Raw genomic sequence first — 20,051 nt, forward strand, 5'->3', positions numbered from 1 at the left:
CACATAATCAATGATTATAGAGAAAAATATGGATAATACTATTAATAGTCAAAATCATATATTTTGTTCATTTTGTAAAAAAAAAGAAAATGAAGTAAAAAAAATTATTAGCGGGCCATCAGGACATATTTGTAATCAATGTGTTTTATTGTGTTATGATGTTTTAAATAAAGATGATTCAAATAATAATAAATCAATTATTTCATTACCTACACCACATACCATAAAAAAATACTTAAATAAATTTATAATAGGTCAAAAAAAAGCTAAAAAAATAATTTCAGTAGCTGTATATAACCATTATAAAAAATTAAATTTTTCATTGACAGAAAATACAATCCAAATAGAAAAAAGTAATATTTTATTAATCGGCCCAACAGGAACCGGTAAAACATTAATCGCAAAAACATTAGCGAAATATCTACAAGTACCATTTTCTATATCAGATGCTACAACATTAACAGAAGCTGGTTATGTGGGGGAAGATGTTGAAAATATTCTAAGGAGATTAATAGAAAATAGTAATTACGATATAAAAACAGCAGAAAAAGGAATCGTATATATCGATGAAATTGATAAAATTACAAAAAAAACAGCAAATATTTCAATAACTCGTGATGTATCTGGAGAAGGAGTACAACAAGCTTTATTAAAAATACTTGAAGGGACTATTGCTTCTGTGCCTATAAATGGCGGCAGAAAACATCCTCAACAAGAAACTTGGAAAATCGATACTTCAAAAATTTTATTTATTTGCGGGGGATCATTTTTTGGTTTAAAAAAAATTATATCTAATCGTATTCGTCATATATCTAATATTGGGTTTAATAAGAGTAATCAAAAAAAATTTTTTATAAAAAACAACAAAAAAAATCAAAAAAAAATTATACAAACAAAAGATCTTATGAAATACGGATTAATACCTGAATTTATTGGAAGACTACCAATAATAGTTACACTTGACGAATTAACACAAAAAGATTTAATAAAAATATTAAAAAAACCAAAAAATGCTTTAATTAAACAATATAAAAAATTATTTTCATTCGAAAAAATTAAACTTAAATTTGATGATTCCGCTATTATAGAAATTGCAAAACAAGCAATTGAAAAAAAAACTGGAGCTAGAGGATTACGTTCTATTCTAGAATCTAGTTTATTGCATATAATGTATAAAGCACCTACTTTAAAAAATATAAAAAGTATATGTATTGACGCATCAGTGATTCAAGGAAATAATTCACCTAAATTATTTTTTTTAGAAAAAAAATCAGATATAAACCAATAATATGGTAGTCTATTATTAAATATATAAAATAAATATATATACTATATACAAACATCTTGACTAAAATATACAACTATAAAAATTTTGTATATATTTAAATACTGATAGAGAGAAATATATATGAATTCTGGGTATTCTAAAAATATTAATATTCCAATATTACCTTTACGAGATATTGTGATTTATCCATATATGGTAACTCCTTTATTTATAGGTCGTAAAAACTCAATCAAATGTATAGAATTTTCTATGCAACATGATAAAAAGATTTTACTAATAACGCAAAAAAAAGCAACCATAGAAAATCCAAAAAAAAATGATTTATTTAATATTGGTACAGTAGCAAAAATTTTACAAATTTTACATTTACCGGATGGTACAATCAAAATATTAGTTGAAGGAAGAAAAAGAGCAAAAATAAAAAATATTAAAAAAAATGACACTTATTATATAGCAAAAATAAAGTATATCAAATCTAATAAAATAGAAGAAAAAGAAAAAAAAGTATTAATTAATACAACAATTCATCAATTTAAAAGATATGTTAGCTTAAACAAAAAAATATCACCAGACATATTAGATATTTTAATAAAAATCAATAATATAGAAAAATTCAGTGATATTTTATCATATCATATGCCATTAAAAATAAAAGATAAACAATCTTTGCTAGAAATGTCAAATATTAATAAACGTTTAGAATTTTTAATTGGAATTATGGAATCTGAAATTAATTTATTAAAAATAGAAAAAAGAATTAGAAATAGAATAAAAAAACAAACAGAAAAAAACCAAAGAGAATATTTCTTAACCGAGCAAATGAAAGCAATTCAAAAAGAATTAGGGCATCCTGAAAATTCTATTGATGAAAATGAAAAATTAAAAAATAAAATAAACTTAGCTAAAATGCCAAAAGAAGCAGATAAAAAAACACGAGCAGAATTAAAAAAATTACAAATGATGTCACCAATGTCTGCTGAAGCAACAGTTGTCAGAAACTATGTTGAATGGATGATACAAATACCATGGAATAAAAAGAGTAAAACTAAAAAAAACTTAAAAACTGCCCATAAAATATTAAATATTGATCATTTTGGATTAAATGATGTAAAAGAACATATTTTGGAATATTTAGCTGTACAAAATCGAACAAGAAAAATAAAAGGTCCAATTCTTTGTCTAGTAGGCCCTCCAGGAATCGGAAAAACATCATTGGGAAAATCTATTGCTCGAGCAACAGGAAGAAAATATATTCGTATGGCTTTAGGAGGTATTAGAGATGAAGCGGAAATTCGGGGACATAGAAGAACATATATTGGTTCTATGCCTGGAAAATTAATGCAAAAAATAACTAAATCAGGTGTAAAAAATCCTTTATTTTTATTAGATGAAATTGATAAAATGGCATTTGATATACGGATAGATCCAGCTGCTGCATTATTAGAAGTATTAGATCCCGAGCAAAATAATTCTTTTAATGATCATTATCTCGAAATAGATTACGATTTATCAGAAGTTATGTTTATTGCTACTTCTAATTCAATGAACATACCCGCGCCTTTATTGGATCGTATGGAAGTCATAAAACTATCTGGTTATACTGAAGAAGAAAAGATAAATATTGCCAAAAAATATTTACAACCTAAACAAATGAAAGAAAATGCTCTTAAAAAAACAGAATTATCTATTCAAGATAATGCGCTCATAAATATTATTAGATATTATACACGAGAATCAGGTGTAAGATCGCTTGAACGAACAATATCAAAAATCTGTAGAAAATCTGTAAAAAAAATTTTACTAAATAAAAATTGTAATAGTATCAATATAAATAATAAAAATTTAAAAAATTATTTAGGTATTAAAAAATATACATACGGAAAAATCAACAAAACTAATCAGATAGGACAAGTCACTGGATTAGCTTGGACAGAAATGGGTGGTGATCTATTAACTATTGAATGCACTAGTATTCCCGGTAAAGGAAAACTAATATATACAGGATCACTTGGAAAAGTAATGAGAGAATCTATACAAACCGCTTTAACAGTCGTACGAGCACAAGCTCAAAAATTAAATATTAAACAAGATTTTTATAATGAAAACGATATTCACATACATGTACCTGAAGGCGCTACCCCTAAAGACGGACCTAGTGCTGGAATTACAATGTGTACAGCTATAGCATCTTGTTTAACTAATAATCCAGTAAAATCAAATATTGCAATGACAGGAGAAATCACTTTACGAGGACAAGTATTAAATATCGGCGGACTAAAAGAAAAATTAATAGCTGCTCATCGCGGAGGAGTAAAAACAGTATTAATACCTTTTGGAAATAAAAGAGAATTATCGAAAATACCAAAAAATATTCTATCTGATCTAAATATATATCCAATCAAAAAAATAGAAGATATTTTAATACTAGCATTAGAAAAAAATCCCTATATTAGTAATATAAAATAAATAAAAAATGTGAAAAAAAAATTGAACAAATTTTATTATATACAATATAACTAGCAAATTTAATTTTCTTGCTAGTTATTAATTAATTTGAAATATAATAAAACTATTCTAAATAATTAAGTAATAATCTTAAAAGGTCCGTATGACAATGTCATTATTACAAAATTTTTATAAAAAAAATATTTTCATAGCTATTATTATAGCCATAATATCTTCTATTATGTTAAGCAGTATATCAAATTTTTTTATACGTAATAATCAATCATCTATTTTACAAATTAATAAAGAAAAAATTTATCCTAAAATAATACAACTCAATTATCATATTTCTAAAAAAAAGGATAAAAAAAATATTAAAAATATATTATCTACCGCTATTCAAAAACAAGAATATACTCAATATATTTTTAAACAAACTATTATAAAATTAATTAATGAAACACTTTTAAAACAATATGTAGATAAAATTAACTTGAATATGTTAGATTACCAAGCAATAAAAATGATTAAGTCTTCTAAATATTTTAAAATAAATAAATCTTTTAATTACGAAAAATATTTAAAATTTATTAATTTTATAACATATTCTAATAAAGAGTATATTAATTCATTAAAAAAAAAAATTGCGGTACAATATTTAATTAAAACTTTATTAAAATCAATTATTGTTTTAAAAAGTGATATACGTGAAAAATTTAAAAAAATAATAAACAGAAATAATATACAAATTATTAATTTTGAAATTAATCTTGAAAAACTTATAGAAAAAAACAATATTTCCAAAATCAAAAAATCATTTTATTTAAATAAAGATATAATTAGTCATCACAAATTTTATACGATTAAAATGATGCATTTAAAAAAAAAAAAAATCATTAACAATAATCTTAAAAATAAATATTTATTATATATAAATAAAAAAAAATATAATTATAGATATGTTCAAACAAATGAGTTTAAACAAGCATACGCATTTATACAAAAAATAAAAGAAAAAAAATTTAATAAAGGAATTAATAATTTTATTATTAAAAAAAATAACAAAAAATTTAATTGTATAAATTTAGGATGGGCACAAAAAAAAAATATACCTAATTTTATTAAAAATTTTCAATTAAAAAAAAATGGTGATTGTTCTAAAATAATATCTTATAAAAATAATTTTTTTATATTTCAATTGTATAAAACTAAAAATTTTCATGCAACAAAAAAACAGATAAATAAAAATTATGTTAAAAAAATAACAAAATTTAACAATATATTTTTTGAAAATATTATTAAAAATAATAATATTAATTTTTTGTTGAAAAATAAAAATATAAAATTAAAAAAACTATTGTCTAAAAGCTGTACTAAGTTACATATAACTAAACCTTTATTATATAAAAATCTAATTAAATATTTTCATTCCAGACAATTAAACAAATATATAAAAAAAAACTTTCCTGATATAAAAAGCCATAAAAAAAAATCATCTATAAAAATGTATAAAAATATAGATAATCATATTTATTTAATACAAATAAATTTAAAAAAAATAAAAAATATACAAGAAAAAAAAATAATTTACCAGAAAATTTTAAAAAATTTAATATCAAAAAAAATAAAAAAAAATAATTATTCACTAATAAAAAATTTTTTATTAACTATTAATAATAAAAAAAAATATTTTCTAAGAAAAAACTCTATATATATAAATCAACCTCAAACATTATCTTATGAAAAAAATAAAGAAATCGTTAAAATTATTGAAAAATTACCTGTATCCAAAACAAATAATCCTATATATTTTATATTACCTAATTCAGGAAAAAACTACACATTAATAATATTACAAAATAAATTTTTTAAAAAAATTAATACTGTTGAAAAAGAAACTTTTATTAAACAAATCAAACAATATATGAAAATAAAAGTTATTAATACTATTTTACAAAATTTATACAAAAAATCTAAAATCATATATAATTCTAATAAAATATGATTAACATTAAATATTAAAATATAAAATTAATTCAAATTAATTAAATAAAAATTATCTATATATTTTGTTACACATAAAATTAAATATTATTTAATTCATCAAAACAAAATCTAATTAATATATAAAATAAGGTAAATATGTGAAATTATTTAAAGAATTAAAATGGTACTTTATACAAGAATGGAAGAGATATACAGGAACATTTGTATTACTTACTATAATGATATTATTACAACTATTACCTTCTAAGATAATTGGAAATACCATTGATTTAATTTTAAATCATCAATCATCTAACCAAGAAGTATTATTAAATATAATACAAATCGTTATAATTTCTATTGCAGTGTACTTATTACGATATTTTTGGAGAATTTTATTATTTGGCGCATCTAACCAATTAACTTCTCAGTTAAGAGAAAAATTTTGTTTTGCTTTACTACAGCAAGATACAAAATTTTATTCAAAATATAGCAATGGTGATCTTATATCTCGAGCAACCAATGATATTGATAGAATTGTTTTTGCGACTGGAGAAGGAATACTAACGATTATTGATTCATTTGTTTTGGGGTGCTCTATTATTATAGTAATGTGTATACAAACTAACTGGAAATTATCTTTTTTTTCTTTAACTCCAATGCCTATAATGGCAATTATGATTAAAAGATATGGCAAATTACTATATATAAAATTTAAAAAATCACAAAAATATTTTTCTTATTTGAATAGTCAAGCTCAAGATAGTTTAAGTAATATAAATATGATACGAAATTTTGGATTAGAAACAGCAGAAATAAAAAAATTTTCTATCGTAGCTAAAAATGTCGGAAAAAAGGATTTTCAAGTATCTAAATTAGATGCACAATTAGATCCCATTATTCATATTTCAGTAGCTTTATCTAATTTATTTGCAATATTAGGAGGAAGCTTTTTAATTACTAAAAATCAATTAACATTTGGACAGTTAACCAGTTTTATTTTATATCTAGGATCTATGATTTGGCCCATACTTGCATTTGCTTGGATGTTTAATATTCTAGAACGTGGAAATGTTTCTTGGCAAAGAATAAAAAAAATATTATGTTATAATGTAAAAAAAAATATTCCTTCAAACATAATGAGTATAAACTCATTAAAAGATTTGACTATAAATATAAAAACGTTTTCTTTTCCTAAAAGAAAGAATAGTTTATTACATGACGTAAAAGTATTAATACCTCGACGTACAACTTTAGGAATTTGCGGCCCTACAGGATCCGGAAAAACTACATTAATTAGATTAATTCAACAACACTTTATTTTAAATAATGGTTATATTCATTACCAAAAATATAACATAAAAGATATCTACATAAAAGAATGGCGCAAAACTATCTCTGTAGTAAATCAAATACCATTTTTATTTTCTGACAGTATATTAAAAAATATCGCATTTGGAAAAAAAAATGCTACTTTTAAAGAAATTAAAAATGCAGCTAAACTTGCTTGTATACATGATGATATAAAAAAATTACCATACGGATATTATACTAAAATTGGAGAAAAAGGTATTAAATTATCAGGTGGTCAAAAACAACGTATTACAATCGCTAGAGCATTCTTAGCACCATCCAAAATTCTAATACTAGATGATCCATTATCATCTGTAGATCATGATACAGAACATCGAATCATTAAAAATATACATCAATACACACAAAAAAATAAAATAACCACTATAATAGCGACACATAGACTATCAATTTTAGAAAAATTTAATAATATCATTGTTTTAAAAAATGGTACTATTGTACAACAAGGTTCACATAAAAAATTATTATCTAGTCAAAATTGGTATTCTAAAATGTATAACTATCAAAAATTTAAATAAAAAACACTACATAATATTTTATACTATATAGGAAAAAATAATGGAAGAAAAGCAGTACTCTTCATGGAAGATAATAAAAAGATTATTATCTTATTATTCAAAAAAAAAATATTTATTAATATTTTCATGCACATTAATTTTTTTATCTACAATAACAGAAATTTCTAGTCCAATTATATTAAGTAATTTTACCAACAATATTTTAAAATATAAAATAATTCAAATAAAATCAGTAATATTATTAACTGTTTGTTTTATTATGTTACAAACATTATCGTCATTATTAAACTATTTTTATGGTATATATTTTAGCAAAATTTCTACTGAAATTATTGAAGAATTAAGAATCAATATTATGGAAATTGCAGTAAAACAACCTATGAGAATATTTGATCAAAAACCAATAAGTTCTATAGTAACTATTATAACGTATGATACTGAATCAATAAAAGAGTTTTATGAAGTAATTGTGTCATCTTTTTTAAAAAATTTTATACTCTTTAGTATAATTTTAACAACAATGTTTATTTTAGAATGGCGTATGGCATTAATTAGCTCTATAATCATTCCAATAGTCATAACAATAATTATTATTCATCAATATTATAGTAAACCGATAATAAAAAAAATAAAGTATTCATTGTCCAAATTAAATAACACTATTAGCGAAATTATTAACGGAATAACAATTATTCAACAATTTAATCAAGAAAAAAAATTTTTGAAAAAAATTAATGCTATTAATAATTCTAATTATTTAAATAAAATGAAAATATTAAAAATAGATGGATTATTGTTACGACCGTTATTAAATTTAATTTCTTCAATAATTTTATCTTCTATTATATTAATACTAAAATTAACTCCAGCAGCAATGATAAAAATTAGTATTTTACATACTTTTATAAATTATTTACGACATCTTAACGAACCTATTATCACTATTGCAAATCAACAATCTTTATTACAACAAGCTATTGTTTCATCCGAAAGAGTTTTTCGATTTATCGATTTACCAATACAAGCATATGGGATATATACTGATTCCTTAAAAAGCGGAAAAATACAATTAAAAAATGTATACTTTAAATACTCAAACGCTGAAAAAAATATTCTAAAAAATATTAATATTAGTATACCAGATAAAAGCTGTATAGCATTAGTAGGCAAAACTGGAAGCGGAAAAACAACATTATCTAATTTAATTTTGGGATATTATCCTGCTACTCAAGGATCAATATATATAGATGATAAACCAATAAATTCACTTTCTAGCGCTACATTACGTAACAATATATCAATTGTACAACAAGATCCTACTATATTATATGATAATTTAATTAAAAATATATCATTAAATAGAAATATCAAACATAAAAAAATCATTCAAGCGCTACATCACAGTCAATTAAAGGAATTATCTAATACTTTGCCAGATGGATATATGTCAATATTAGGACAAAACGGTAACAATCTTTCACAAGGACAAAAACAACTTATCGGTATAGCCCGTATATTGGTATCAAATCCTAAAATATTAATTTTTGATGAAGCAACGGCTAGCATAGATTCAGAATCTGAACAAAAAATACAGAAAATATTATCTTCTATTCGCAAAAAATCTACAGTAATAATTATAGCGCACAGATTATCTACTATAATAGATTCTGATATAATTATAGTATTAGATAACGGAAAAATAATTGAAAAAGGCAATCATAAACAATTACTACAAAAAAAAGGATTGTATTACACCATGTACACATATCAAAATAATAATATTTCTTTATAAATACATACATCTATATATGCGTGTTTTATAAAGTAATGTATATATGCACATATAATTTTTTATAAAATCTGTCAGAGGTATTTATAACACCTATATTATTTAATTTGGCTGCTTCTTTCCAGACCTGACCAGTTATTTAAATAAATAGCGTTATAATAACCTCTAACAAGATTTTAAAAACTTAAAAACTATTAATATAATTTATATAAATTTAATAATTATTAAATATCAATTCACAAAATAAGTCAAGAAATATATAAATATATTATGAAAATTTTTAAATACATATTTAGCTATACGGAGAAAAATGGAATATCAAATATTATCTAATAAATGGCGACCACAAAATTTTGATCAAATCATCGGACATAAATATATTATCCGTATATTAAAAAATAGTCTTGACTTAAAAAGAATTCATCAATCATGGCTATTTTCGGGAATACATGGAATAGGAAAAACTACTATAGCTAGAATATTAGCTAAAAGTTTAAACTGTGAAAACGGAATTACATCTAAACCATGTCGAGTATGTAAAAATTGTATTTCAATTGAAAAAGGAAACTTTTTAGATTTTATAGAACTAGACGCAGCATCTAAAACCAAAGTAGAAGATATTAAAATAATATTAGATTCAACAAAATATCCTCCTATTCAAGGTAGATTTAAAATTTATTTAATTGATGAAATACATATGCTTTCCAAAAATAGTTTTAATGCATTATTAAAAATACTAGAAGAACCGCCAAAATATATAAAATTTATCTTGGCAACAACACATTTAAAAAAAATACCAAATACTATTATTTCTCGTTGTCTTCATATACATTTACCCACTATTACGAATAAAAATATATCTAATTACTTAAGAGATAAATTAAAAAAAGAAAACATTCAAATAAATCAAGAAATATTAAACATAATTTCTAATTCTGCACAAGGAAGTATTAGAAATGCTATTAATTCTCTCGAATTAGCTCTTTGTTCAACCACAAAAAATAAAATAAACATAAAAAAAATTACTAAATTGTTAGGAATATTTAACAAAAAAAATATACTATTATTAGCAGTCAATATTATTAATAATAATATTGATAATACATTAAAAATAATAGATGATGCAGAACAAAAAGGCATACAACATAATAACATTATTTTATCATTGATTACTTTTTTCCATAATTTGTCTATAGTAAAAATTACTACATTAAAAAAAAAATATTCAATAGATAATTTATCTAAATATGATAAAATTATTTACGTTTTATCTAAAAGAATTTTATTTAAAGATATACAAATCTATTGTAAAATACTAATTCAAGGAGAAAAGTACTTAAGATATGCTCCTAACCCTAAAATTGGTATTGAAATAATATTATTTCAAATATATCAATATATACAAGATAAAACACGTTTAATTAAATAAATTTATAAATAATTAATATTAATATAATATTTAACTCAATAAAAAGAAAAAATATGTTTACTAACGAAAAAATCAACGAAATTATGCAACAAGCTAAAAAAATACAACAAAAGATTGAAAAAATACAAAAAGATATCAATACAACTGATATTGTAGGAAAATCAGGAATTGATTTAATCTCCATAGTTATGAATGGAAATTATATTTGTAAATCTATCACTATAAACGATGAATTATGGAACGAAAATAATAAATTATTATTACAAGATCTAATTGTTGCCGCTATTAATGATGCTGTAAAAAAAATTTCAAAACTACAACAAAAAAAAATGTTAATAAATCCTGAATTTATACAATCAAATAACAAATAAAATAAATAATTCTTTAATTTTAAAAAATCAGTTATAATACATATTATAAAATATTATTTTTATAAAATATATATTCTAAAATACTATAAGGGTAAAAATGAACGATAATAACAAAAAAACTCATATCTTTCAGTCAGAAGTAAAAGAATTATTACATCTTATGATTCATTCATTATATTCTAATAAAGAAATTTTTTTAAGGGAATTAATATCTAATTCATCTGATGCAATAGAAAAAATAAGATTTGAAAAAATATATAATCCAGACAAATATACTCAAAATTCATATACTCCTAAAATACAAATTTCTGTTAATAAACAAGAGAAAAAAATTATCATTTCTGATAATGGAATCGGAATGACTCATGAAGAAGTTATCAAAAATTTAGGCACAATAGCTAAATCTGGAACAAAATCTTTTTTAAATCAGATCAAAAATACAGAAAAAAAAGAAAAAAATGAATTTATTGGTCAATTTGGAGTTGGATTTTATTCATCTTTTATAGTGTCTGATATAGTTTCTGTATACACTAAACATGCTTCAAATACAACAAAATCCGGAACATTATGGATTTCAAACGGAAAAGGAGAATATTCTGTAGAAACAGTTGACATAAAAGAACATGGTACAAAAATTATTTTATCGCTTAAACCATCGGAACAAGAATTTTTAGAAAATTGGAAAATTAAACAAATAATAAAAAAATATTCTGACCATATTTCAATACCCATTGAGATAGAAAATTATGACGAAAAAACTAAAATTATTTCGTGGGAAAAAATTAACGAAGCACAAGCAATATGGACTCAAAATAAAAATAATATTACAAAAGAATCCTATCAAAAATTTTACACATATATTACCAATGATACTGAAAAACCATTGATATGGAGCCACAATAAAGTTGAAGGTAAACAAGAATATATCAATTTATTATATATTCCTAGAAAAGCAGCATGGGATATGTGGCATCGCGAAAATAAACACGGATTAAAATTATATGTAAAACATGTGTTTATTATGGACGAAGCAACGCAATTCTTACCCAACTATTTACGTTTTGTAAAGGGAATTATAGATTCTCAAGATTTACCATTAAATATTTCTAGAGAAATATTACAAGACAGTTCTGTAACTCATATTTTACGTAAAACATTAACTAAACGTATTTTAAAAATATTAAACGATCTATCTATACAAAATAATAAAAAATACCAAAAATTTTGGAACGTATTTGGATTAGTTATAAAAGAAGGTATAGCTGAAGATTCTGAAAATCAAAAAATAATCGCTAATTTATTAAGATTTTCATCAATACAAAACCATGATAAAGAACAAAATTTGTCATTAAAAAATTATACCGATAACATGATCTCAGAGCAAAAAAAAATATATTTTATCACTTCTGATAGTTATAAATCTGCTTTAAACAGTCCACATTTAGAAATATTTAAAGATAAAAATATTGATGTATTATTATTATCAGATAGAATTGATGAATGGATGATGAACTATTTAACTGAATTTAATAATATAAAATTTCAATCAGTCAGTAAATCAGATGATTCTCTTGAAAAATTAATTTCAACAAAAAATAATGATAATAATAACAAATTAAGTAATTTTATTGAAAAAATAAAAAAAATATTAAAAGATAAAATTAAAGATGTTCGAATAACTTATCGATTAAAGAATACACCCGCAATAGTTTTAACAGATTCTAATGATATGAGTACTCAAATGGCAAAAATATTTAGCGCTGCAGGACAACCTATACCAAAAATAAAATATATATTAGAAATTAATCCAAAACATCCGTTAATAAAAAAAATAAAAAAAGTAGAAAATGAAACAGAATTCTCTGATTGGATTGAATTATTGTTAGAGCAATCTATTCTAGCAGAAAAAGGTAGTTTAGATAATCCTCATATTTTTATTAATAGAATTAATAATCTATTTATATTATAGAAGTTATATTAAATAAAAGTTAATGTTATTTATATAGAATAAAATTATTTTTTAAGGAAAAATCTTATTATGATACGTATTATTATGCTAGGAGCACCTGGCAGCGGAAAAGGAACACAAACACAATTATTATCAAAATATTTTTGTATACCTTTTATTTCAGCCGGAGAAATATTACGTCAAGAAATCAGAAAAAATGAAAAAAATAAAAACTATATAAAAAATATAATAAATAAAGGAAAATTAGTAAAAAATTCTTTTATTATAAAAATAATTAAAAAAAAAATTCAAGAAAAAATTTATTTAAACGGATTTATACTCGATGGATTTCCAAGAACCATTAAACAGGCAGAATCCTTAAAAAAATACATTAAAATAGAATTTATTCTATATTTAAAAATTAAATTAGAAAATATAATAAATAGAATTGAAGGTAGATTAATACACGAATCATCCGGAAGAACATATCATGAAACATTAAATCCTCCTAAAAAAAAAAATATAGATAACATAACCGGAGAATTATTAACCAAAAGAAAAGATGATACCAAAAAAATTATTATTACAAGATTACAAGAATATGAAAAATTTACTAAACCATTAATAAAATGGTTCAAAAAAGAAGAGTTGAAAAATACAATTAAATATTTAGAAATAAATGCTAATACATCTATCCAATATATTCATAAAAAAATAATTAAAAAATTAAATATAAACCAAAAAAATAATTAAAATTTCTGCGCTCTACAGGAATCGAACCTGTAACCTACAGCTTAGAAGGCTGTTGCTCTATCCAAATTGAGCTAAGAGCGCTAAAGGAAATATTATTTATATTATAAATAATATGATATAAAATATCAATCATACAATGATATATAAATTAAAATTTATATTTTAAAATTATTTAATAAAAACATTAAACCAATAAAAATACAAATTAATATTTATGTTTTATTGGTTTAAAAATAAAATTCATATTAATAAAAACAAAAATTTAAGAATTAAAATAATTTAAAATAAAAATATATATAATATTAATTATTTTAAATAATATTAAATTTTTTAATACAAACTTAACCAACAATATATTAATTATTTATTTATAAATTTATATGTAGAATTACTATAATGATCTTCTACTATAACTCCTAAAGTTAATAACTTTTGTCTAATAATATCTGCTAAATGCCATTTTTTATCTAATCGATAAACATTACGCATGCTTACTAATTCTTTAACAATAATAATATCGATCATAGATTTACGATAATTAGGAAATAAAAAATTTTTAGGTTTATGATATAATAAACCCAATATATTACCAAGAGAAATAAGATCATAAGCTAAAACATTTGCTAAAAAAATATTACTTTTCTTAATTTTATTGATATATTGTGATAATTTCTGTAATATTGAACATGCCTGAGGTGTATTAAAATCATTATTCATAGCAGTATAAAATTGATTTTTAAATACATTTCGTATTTTAATTTCATAATCTATTGGCACAACATCAATAACTGTACAATTTAATATAGAAGTATATATTTTATTTAATATATTTTTAGATAAACATAATTTTTTTTTAGAAAACAATAGGGGATGACGATAATGCGTTAATAAAATATAATACCTAATAACTTCAGAATCATATTTTTTTAATAAATTACGTATAAAAATGGTGTTCGATAATGATTTTGACATTTTTTGATTATTAATAATCACCATGCCAATATGGACCCAAAATGGTACAGAAAAAGAGTCATTTAAACTTTTTAATTGTGTAATTTCATTTTCATGATGCGGAAATAATAAATCAATGCCACCGCCATGAATATTCAGTCTATTTTTAAAAAATTTATGAATTATAGCAGAACATTCAATATGCCAACCAGGGCGACCAGGTCCCCAAGGAGACGTCCAAAATGGATCAGAACGATTTATATTGTGCTTCCATAAAACAAAATCGTCAGAATTATTTAAATTAGAGGAAAAATGAGATATTAATTCATCATAAAAATAATTTTTTATTCTATGAGATAAAGATCCATAGTTTTTATATCGATTAATAGAAAATAATACATCTTTATTATCATTAATATAAGCATATTTATTTTTTAACAAAATATCTATCGCAGATATAATATCCGCCATACATTCTGTTACACGCGGCTGACAATTCGGAATTTTTAAATTCAAAGATAAAAAATCTTCATTCATGAATTTAATCATACGTTCAACAAAAAAATTAACTGGTTCTTTGTGTTGATTTGCTTTATCAATGATTTTATCATCAATATCCGTAATATTGCGCAAATAAAAAACCTTATAACCAATATGCTCTAAATAACGTATAATAATATCAAATACTAAAAAAGTACGTGCATGACCAATATGACATAAATCATACACAGTAACACCACATACATAGATATTAATAATTTCTGTATGTAAAAATGTAAATCTCTCTTTTTTTTTTGTTAAAGTATTAAAAACTTTTAACATACTAATACTCTTAATATATAAATATAAAATTTATATAATAAATTTATTATTAAAATAAATTGTATAAAATATATATATTGTTTTATTTAATTACAAAAATGAAATATAATATATAAATATATATTAAACTTTAATTAAAAATAAATAAAAATATAAAAATACAAAAATTAATAAAAATTAGAGAATAATCATGAAAAATAACCTAGAAAAATTATTAAAATTTCCGTGTACATTTACCTATAAAGTAATAGGACTAGCACAACCTGAACTTACCAACAATATAATCAAAATTATACAAACACATATACCTGGAGATTATGCTCCACAAATAAAATCAAGCAACAAAGGAACATACCTATCAATATCAATAACAATTTGCGCACAAAATTTTAAACAAATAAAAAATTTATACAAAGAACTTAGCAAGATTCATTTAGTTAGAATGGTATTATAAATAATTTTGCGATGCGAAATTATTAAAATCCGCACCGCAAAAGTACAGCTAACATGTAAGATAAGTAAAATTTTTAAATATTTTATTATAAACTAACTACATTAGCAGCTGACGGCCCTTTTGCGCCTTCGGTAATTTCGAATTCAACACTTTGACCTTCTGCCAAAGTTTTAAACCCGTTGCTTTGGATAGCAGAAAAATGAACAAAAACATCCTTGCTTCCATCTTCTGGTGTAATGAAACCAAAACCTTTAGATTCATTAAACCACTTTACATTACCTTTAATCTTGGACATCTATATATTACCTTAGAATGAAAAATGTAAACTAAAACTTATACCTATAGTAAATGTACTATTTATAAATAATAAATCTATTATATATATTAAAAATATATTATATATAAAATATAAATATTTTATGTTAAATAAAATATTTCAATTAAAGTTAAAATTTAAAAACAATAGATATAAATAAGAATATAAAAATTTTAAAAATATGATAGAAAGTTAAAAAATAATACCTGGCAATGTCCTACTCTCACACGAGGAAACCTCGTACTACCATCGGCGTTGAAATGTTTCACTTCTGAGTTCGAAATGGATTCAGGTGGTACCATAACACTATTGTTGCCAGGTTTTATTCTTTAGAAAAACACCTCTGGTGTTGTAAGGTTAAGTCTCTCGGGTCATTAGTACTAGTTAGCTAAACATATTACTATGCGTACACACCTAGCCTATCAACGTCGTAGTCTCCAACGTCCCTTCAGTAAGTATATTTACATATACTTCAGGGAAAACTAATCTTGAGGCAAGTTTCGTGTTTAGATGCTTTCAGCACTTATCTCTTCCGTATTTAGCTACCGGGCAATGCCATTGGCATGACAACCCGAACACCAGGGATACGTCCACTTCGGTCCTCTCGTACTAGAAGCAGCCCCTCTCAATTTTCCAACGCCCACGGCAGATAGGGACCGAACTGTCTCACGACGTTCTAAACCCAGCTCGCGTACCACTTTAAATGGCGAACAGCCATACCCTTGGGACCTGCTTCAGCCCCAGGATGTGATGAGCCGACATCGAGGTGCCAAACACCGCCGTCGATATGAACTCTTGGGCGGTATAAGCCTGTTATCCCCGGAGTACCTTTTATTTGTTGAGCGATGGCCTTTCCATACAGAAACCACCGGATCACTAAGACCTGCTTTCGCATCTGCTCGCATTATCACGCTTGCAGTTAAACTGGCTTATGCCTTTGCACTAACCTCACGATGTCCAACCGTGATTAGCCAATCTTTGTACTCCTCCGTTACTCTTTGGGAGGAGACCGCCCCAGTCAAACTACCCACCAGACACTGTCTCTGTACCGGATCACGGCACTAGATTAGAAAATCCATGTTTATAGGGTGGTATTTCAAGGTCGACTCCAATGACACTGGCGTATCAAATTCTCTGTCTCCCACCTATCCTACACAATAAAAATCAATTGTCAATGTCAAGCTATAGTAAAGGTTCACGGGGTCTTTCCGTCTTGCCGCGGGTACACTGCATCTTCACAGCAAATTCAATTTCACTGAGTCCTGGATGGAGACAGCCTGGCCATCATTACGCCATTCGTGCAGGTCGGAACTTACCCGACAAGGAATTTCGCTACCTTAGGACCGTTATAGTTACGGCCGCCGTTTACCGGGGCTTCAGTCAAAAGCTTTAGGTTTCCCTTAACTTCATCGATTAACCTTCCGGCACCGGGCAGGCGTCACACCGTATACGTCCACTTTCGTGTTTGCACAGTGCTGTGTTTTTAATAAACAGTTGCAGCCAGCTGGTATCTGCGACTAACTTAAGCTTCAAAAGTAAATTTTTACACTTATATGTTAGCGTGCCTTCTCCCGAAGTTACGGCACTATTTTGCCTAGTTCCTTCATCCAGGTTCTCTCAAGCGCCTTAGTATACTCTACCTAACCACCTGTGTCGGTTTCGGGTACGATTTATATTTTACCTAAATGTTTAGAGGATTTTCTTGGAAGTGTGGTATTAGTTACTTCATTATTTACATAATTCGTATTCGTACCTTAGATTTTATATAGAAAATCGGATTTTCCTAATTTTCCATCCTACATACTTAAACCGAGACTACCAACACCCGGATAACCTAACCTACTCCGTTTCCCCATCGCAATAAAAAATAAGTACCAGAATATTAACTAGTTTCCCATCGACTACGCCTGTCGGCCTCGCCTTAGGGGTCGACTTACCCTGCCCCGATTAACGTTGGACAGGAACCCTTGGTTTTTCGGCGAGCAGGTTTTTCACCTGCTTTATCGTTACTCATGTCAGCATTCGCACTTCTGATACCTCCAACATTTTTTTCAAAATATCTTCACAGGCTTACAGAACGCTCCCCTACCCAATAAAAAATATTTATTGCCATAGCTTCGGTACATAATTTAGCCCCGTTATATCTTCCGCGCAAGCCGACTAGACCAGTGAGCTATTACGCTTTCTTTAAATGATGGCTGCTTCTAAGCCAACATCCTGGCTGTTTATGCCTTCTCACATCGTTTCCCACTTAATTATGATTTAGGGACCTTAGCTGATGGTCTGGGTTGTTTCCCTTTCCACAACGAACGTTAGCACCCGCTGTGTGTCTCCCGTGATAACATTCTTCGGTATTCGGAGTTTGCGTTGATTTGGTAGGCCGGGATGGCCCCCTAGTCAAAACAGTGCTCTACCCCCGAAGATGAATTCACGAGGCGCTACCTAAATAGCTTTCGGGGAGAACCAGCTATCTCCCGGTTTGATTGGCCTTTCACCCCTAACCACAAGTCATCCGCTGATTTTTCAACATCAGTCGGTTCGGTCCTCCAGTTGGTTTTACCCAACCTTCAACCTGCTCATGGATAGATCACCGGGTTTCGGGTCTGTATCTTGCAACTCAAAAAAATCACGCCCATTTAAGACTCGGTTTCCCTACGGCTCCCTTAACAGTTAACCTTGCTACAAAATACAAGTCGCTGACCCATTATACAAAAGGTACGCAGTCACTTTTAAATAAATCTAAAGCTCCTACTGATTGTACGTATTTGGTTTCAGGATCTATTTCACTCCCCTAACCGGGGTTCTTTTCGCCTTTCCCTTACGGTACTAGTTCACTATCGGTCATTCAGGAGTATTTAGCCTTAGAGGATGGTCCCCCTATCTTCAAACAAGATTTCTCGTGTCCCGTTCTACTTTTTGAATCCAAGAAATAAAATATTTCATATACAGGACTATCACCTTGTATCGTTAGTTTTTCCAAACTATTCTATTATACTTTAACTCTATTTTGATTCTAGGCTGTTCCCATTTCGCTCGCCACTACTCAGGGAATCTCAATTGATTTCTTTTCCTCAAGGTACTTAGATGTTTCAGTTCCCTTGGTTTGCTTTATTAACTTATTTATTAGATTAATAATGTTGTATAAACAACGGGTTTCCCCATTCGGAAATCGTCGGATAATAACGCTTCATATCAGCTGACCGACGCTTATCGCAGATTAGTACGTCCTTCATCGCCTCTGAATGCCAAGGCATCCACCAAACACGCTTATTATACTTAACCTTACAACCCACAGGTGTTTTTCTAAAATTTCTATCATATCCAAATTTTTAAAGAACTTCACTATTAATCTGTTTCAGATTAAACAAAAAGATTATATCATATATTTTTTTTTTAGTACACAAAAATATTTTAATTTTTGTCCCCTAGGGGATTTGAACCCCTGTTGCCGCCGTGAAAGGGCGATGTCCTAACCACTAGACGAAGAGGACAGAAAATACTTAATATAATTATATATTTCAATGTTACAGAATGTATCTAAAGTGTCAAGTGTTTTTTATAAATTTAACAGAAATATATTTATTAATTTAATATTATTTACATTAAA

At 25.4% G+C, this 20,051-nt stretch carries 12 protein-coding genes, 2 tRNA genes, 2 rRNA genes and 1 other RNA gene; 10 read left to right on the plus strand and 7 right to left on the minus strand.

The features are described 5' to 3' along the window. The first annotated feature begins 13 nt into the window (after window positions 1-13). The 5 genes from clpX (at window position 14) to BUCIKOCA2762_RS01540 (ending at window position 9,403) form a co-directional block, all read left to right on the plus strand. A complete protein-coding gene (gene clpX, locus BUCIKOCA2762_RS01520; RefSeq protein WP_420022480.1) occupies window positions 14-1,288 on the plus strand; it encodes an ATP-dependent Clp protease ATP-binding subunit ClpX in 1,275 nt (424 codons plus the stop codon). Between the two features lie 120 nt (window positions 1,289-1,408). Next, window positions 1,409-3,754 carry an endopeptidase La gene (gene lon / locus BUCIKOCA2762_RS01525; protein WP_154028756.1) on the plus strand — a complete coding sequence of 782 codons (2,346 nt, stop codon included), beginning with the start codon at window positions 1,409-1,411 and terminating at the stop codon, window positions 3,752-3,754. 148 nt (window positions 3,755-3,902) lie between these two features. Continuing rightward, window positions 3,903-5,738: a SurA N-terminal domain-containing protein gene (locus tag BUCIKOCA2762_RS01530; protein ID WP_172598361.1), complete on the plus strand. Its 1,836-nt coding sequence runs from the start codon at window positions 3,903-3,905 to the stop codon at window positions 5,736-5,738. 139 nt (window positions 5,739-5,877) lie between these two features. Further along, the gene (locus BUCIKOCA2762_RS01535; protein ID WP_154028760.1) at window positions 5,878-7,611 is read left to right on the plus strand and encodes an ABC transporter transmembrane domain-containing protein; all 1,734 of its coding nucleotides are present in this window, start codon (window positions 5,878-5,880) and stop codon (window positions 7,609-7,611) included. Between the two features lie 40 nt (window positions 7,612-7,651). Further along, the gene (locus BUCIKOCA2762_RS01540) at window positions 7,652-9,403 is read left to right on the plus strand and encodes an ABC transporter transmembrane domain-containing protein (protein WP_154028762.1); all 1,752 of its coding nucleotides are present in this window, start codon (window positions 7,652-7,654) and stop codon (window positions 9,401-9,403) included. 69 nt (window positions 9,404-9,472) lie between these two features. Here the strand turns inward: BUCIKOCA2762_RS01540 and ffs are convergent. Next, an RNA gene (gene ffs / locus BUCIKOCA2762_RS01545) (signal recognition particle sRNA small type) lies at window positions 9,473-9,568 on the minus strand. A gap of 142 nt (window positions 9,569-9,710) precedes the next feature. Here ffs and dnaX point away from each other — a divergent pair. The 4 genes from dnaX to BUCIKOCA2762_RS01565 all read left to right on the plus strand — a co-directional run bounded on the left by dnaX (window position 9,711) and on the right by BUCIKOCA2762_RS01565 (window position 13,901). Further along, window positions 9,711-10,829 carry a DNA polymerase III subunit gamma/tau gene (dnaX, locus tag BUCIKOCA2762_RS01550; protein ID WP_154028764.1) on the plus strand — a complete coding sequence of 373 codons (1,119 nt, stop codon included), beginning with the start codon at window positions 9,711-9,713 and terminating at the stop codon, window positions 10,827-10,829. A 53-nt stretch (window positions 10,830-10,882) separates the two neighbouring features. Next, window positions 10,883-11,200, plus strand: coding sequence for a YbaB/EbfC family nucleoid-associated protein (locus BUCIKOCA2762_RS01555; RefSeq protein ID WP_154028766.1), 318 nt, complete (start codon window positions 10,883-10,885; stop codon window positions 11,198-11,200). A gap of 97 nt (window positions 11,201-11,297) precedes the next feature. After that, window positions 11,298-13,169 carry a molecular chaperone HtpG gene (htpG, locus tag BUCIKOCA2762_RS01560; RefSeq protein WP_154028768.1) on the plus strand — a complete coding sequence of 624 codons (1,872 nt, stop codon included), beginning with the start codon at window positions 11,298-11,300 and terminating at the stop codon, window positions 13,167-13,169. 69 nt (window positions 13,170-13,238) lie between these two features. Next, window positions 13,239-13,901: an adenylate kinase family protein gene (locus tag BUCIKOCA2762_RS01565; protein WP_232036830.1), complete on the plus strand. Its 663-nt coding sequence runs from the start codon at window positions 13,239-13,241 to the stop codon at window positions 13,899-13,901. Between the two features lie 6 nt (window positions 13,902-13,907). Here BUCIKOCA2762_RS01565 and BUCIKOCA2762_RS01570 read toward each other — a convergent pair. Together BUCIKOCA2762_RS01570 and cysS are read right to left on the minus strand one after the other, a co-directional pair. Beyond that, a tRNA-Arg gene (locus BUCIKOCA2762_RS01570) sits at window positions 13,908-13,982 on the minus strand. 279 nt (window positions 13,983-14,261) lie between these two features. After that, entirely contained in the window at window positions 14,262-15,674 is a 1,413-nt protein-coding gene (gene cysS / locus BUCIKOCA2762_RS01575; RefSeq protein ID WP_154028770.1) for a cysteine--tRNA ligase, read from the minus strand. A 190-nt stretch (window positions 15,675-15,864) separates the two neighbouring features. Here cysS and ybeD point away from each other — a divergent pair, with 190 nt between their 5' ends. Further along, window positions 15,865-16,128 carry a DUF493 family protein YbeD gene (gene ybeD / locus BUCIKOCA2762_RS01580; protein WP_154028772.1) on the plus strand — a complete coding sequence of 88 codons (264 nt, stop codon included), beginning with the start codon at window positions 15,865-15,867 and terminating at the stop codon, window positions 16,126-16,128. Between the two features lie 85 nt (window positions 16,129-16,213). Here ybeD and cspE read toward each other — a convergent pair whose 3' ends face one another. From cspE to BUCIKOCA2762_RS01600, 4 genes are all read right to left on the minus strand, one after another. After that, window positions 16,214-16,423, minus strand: a complete 210-nt coding sequence (gene cspE, locus BUCIKOCA2762_RS01585) for a transcription antiterminator/RNA stability regulator CspE (RefSeq protein WP_025369112.1) — start codon at window positions 16,421-16,423, stop codon at window positions 16,214-16,216. Window positions 16,424-16,648: 225 nt separating this feature from the next. Then, window positions 16,649-16,764: ribosomal RNA gene (gene rrf / locus BUCIKOCA2762_RS01590) — 5S ribosomal RNA — on the minus strand. A gap of 33 nt (window positions 16,765-16,797) precedes the next feature. After that, window positions 16,798-19,726: ribosomal RNA gene (locus BUCIKOCA2762_RS01595) — 23S ribosomal RNA — on the minus strand. 137 nt (window positions 19,727-19,863) lie between these two features. After that, window positions 19,864-19,935 (minus strand) — tRNA-Glu (locus tag BUCIKOCA2762_RS01600). Window positions 19,936-20,051 lie beyond the last annotated feature (116 nt).

The organism is Buchnera aphidicola (Cinara kochiana kochiana), from assembly GCF_900698905.1.
GTDB classification, from domain to species: domain Bacteria; phylum Pseudomonadota; class Gammaproteobacteria; order Enterobacterales; family Enterobacteriaceae; genus Buchnera_F; species Buchnera_F aphidicola_W.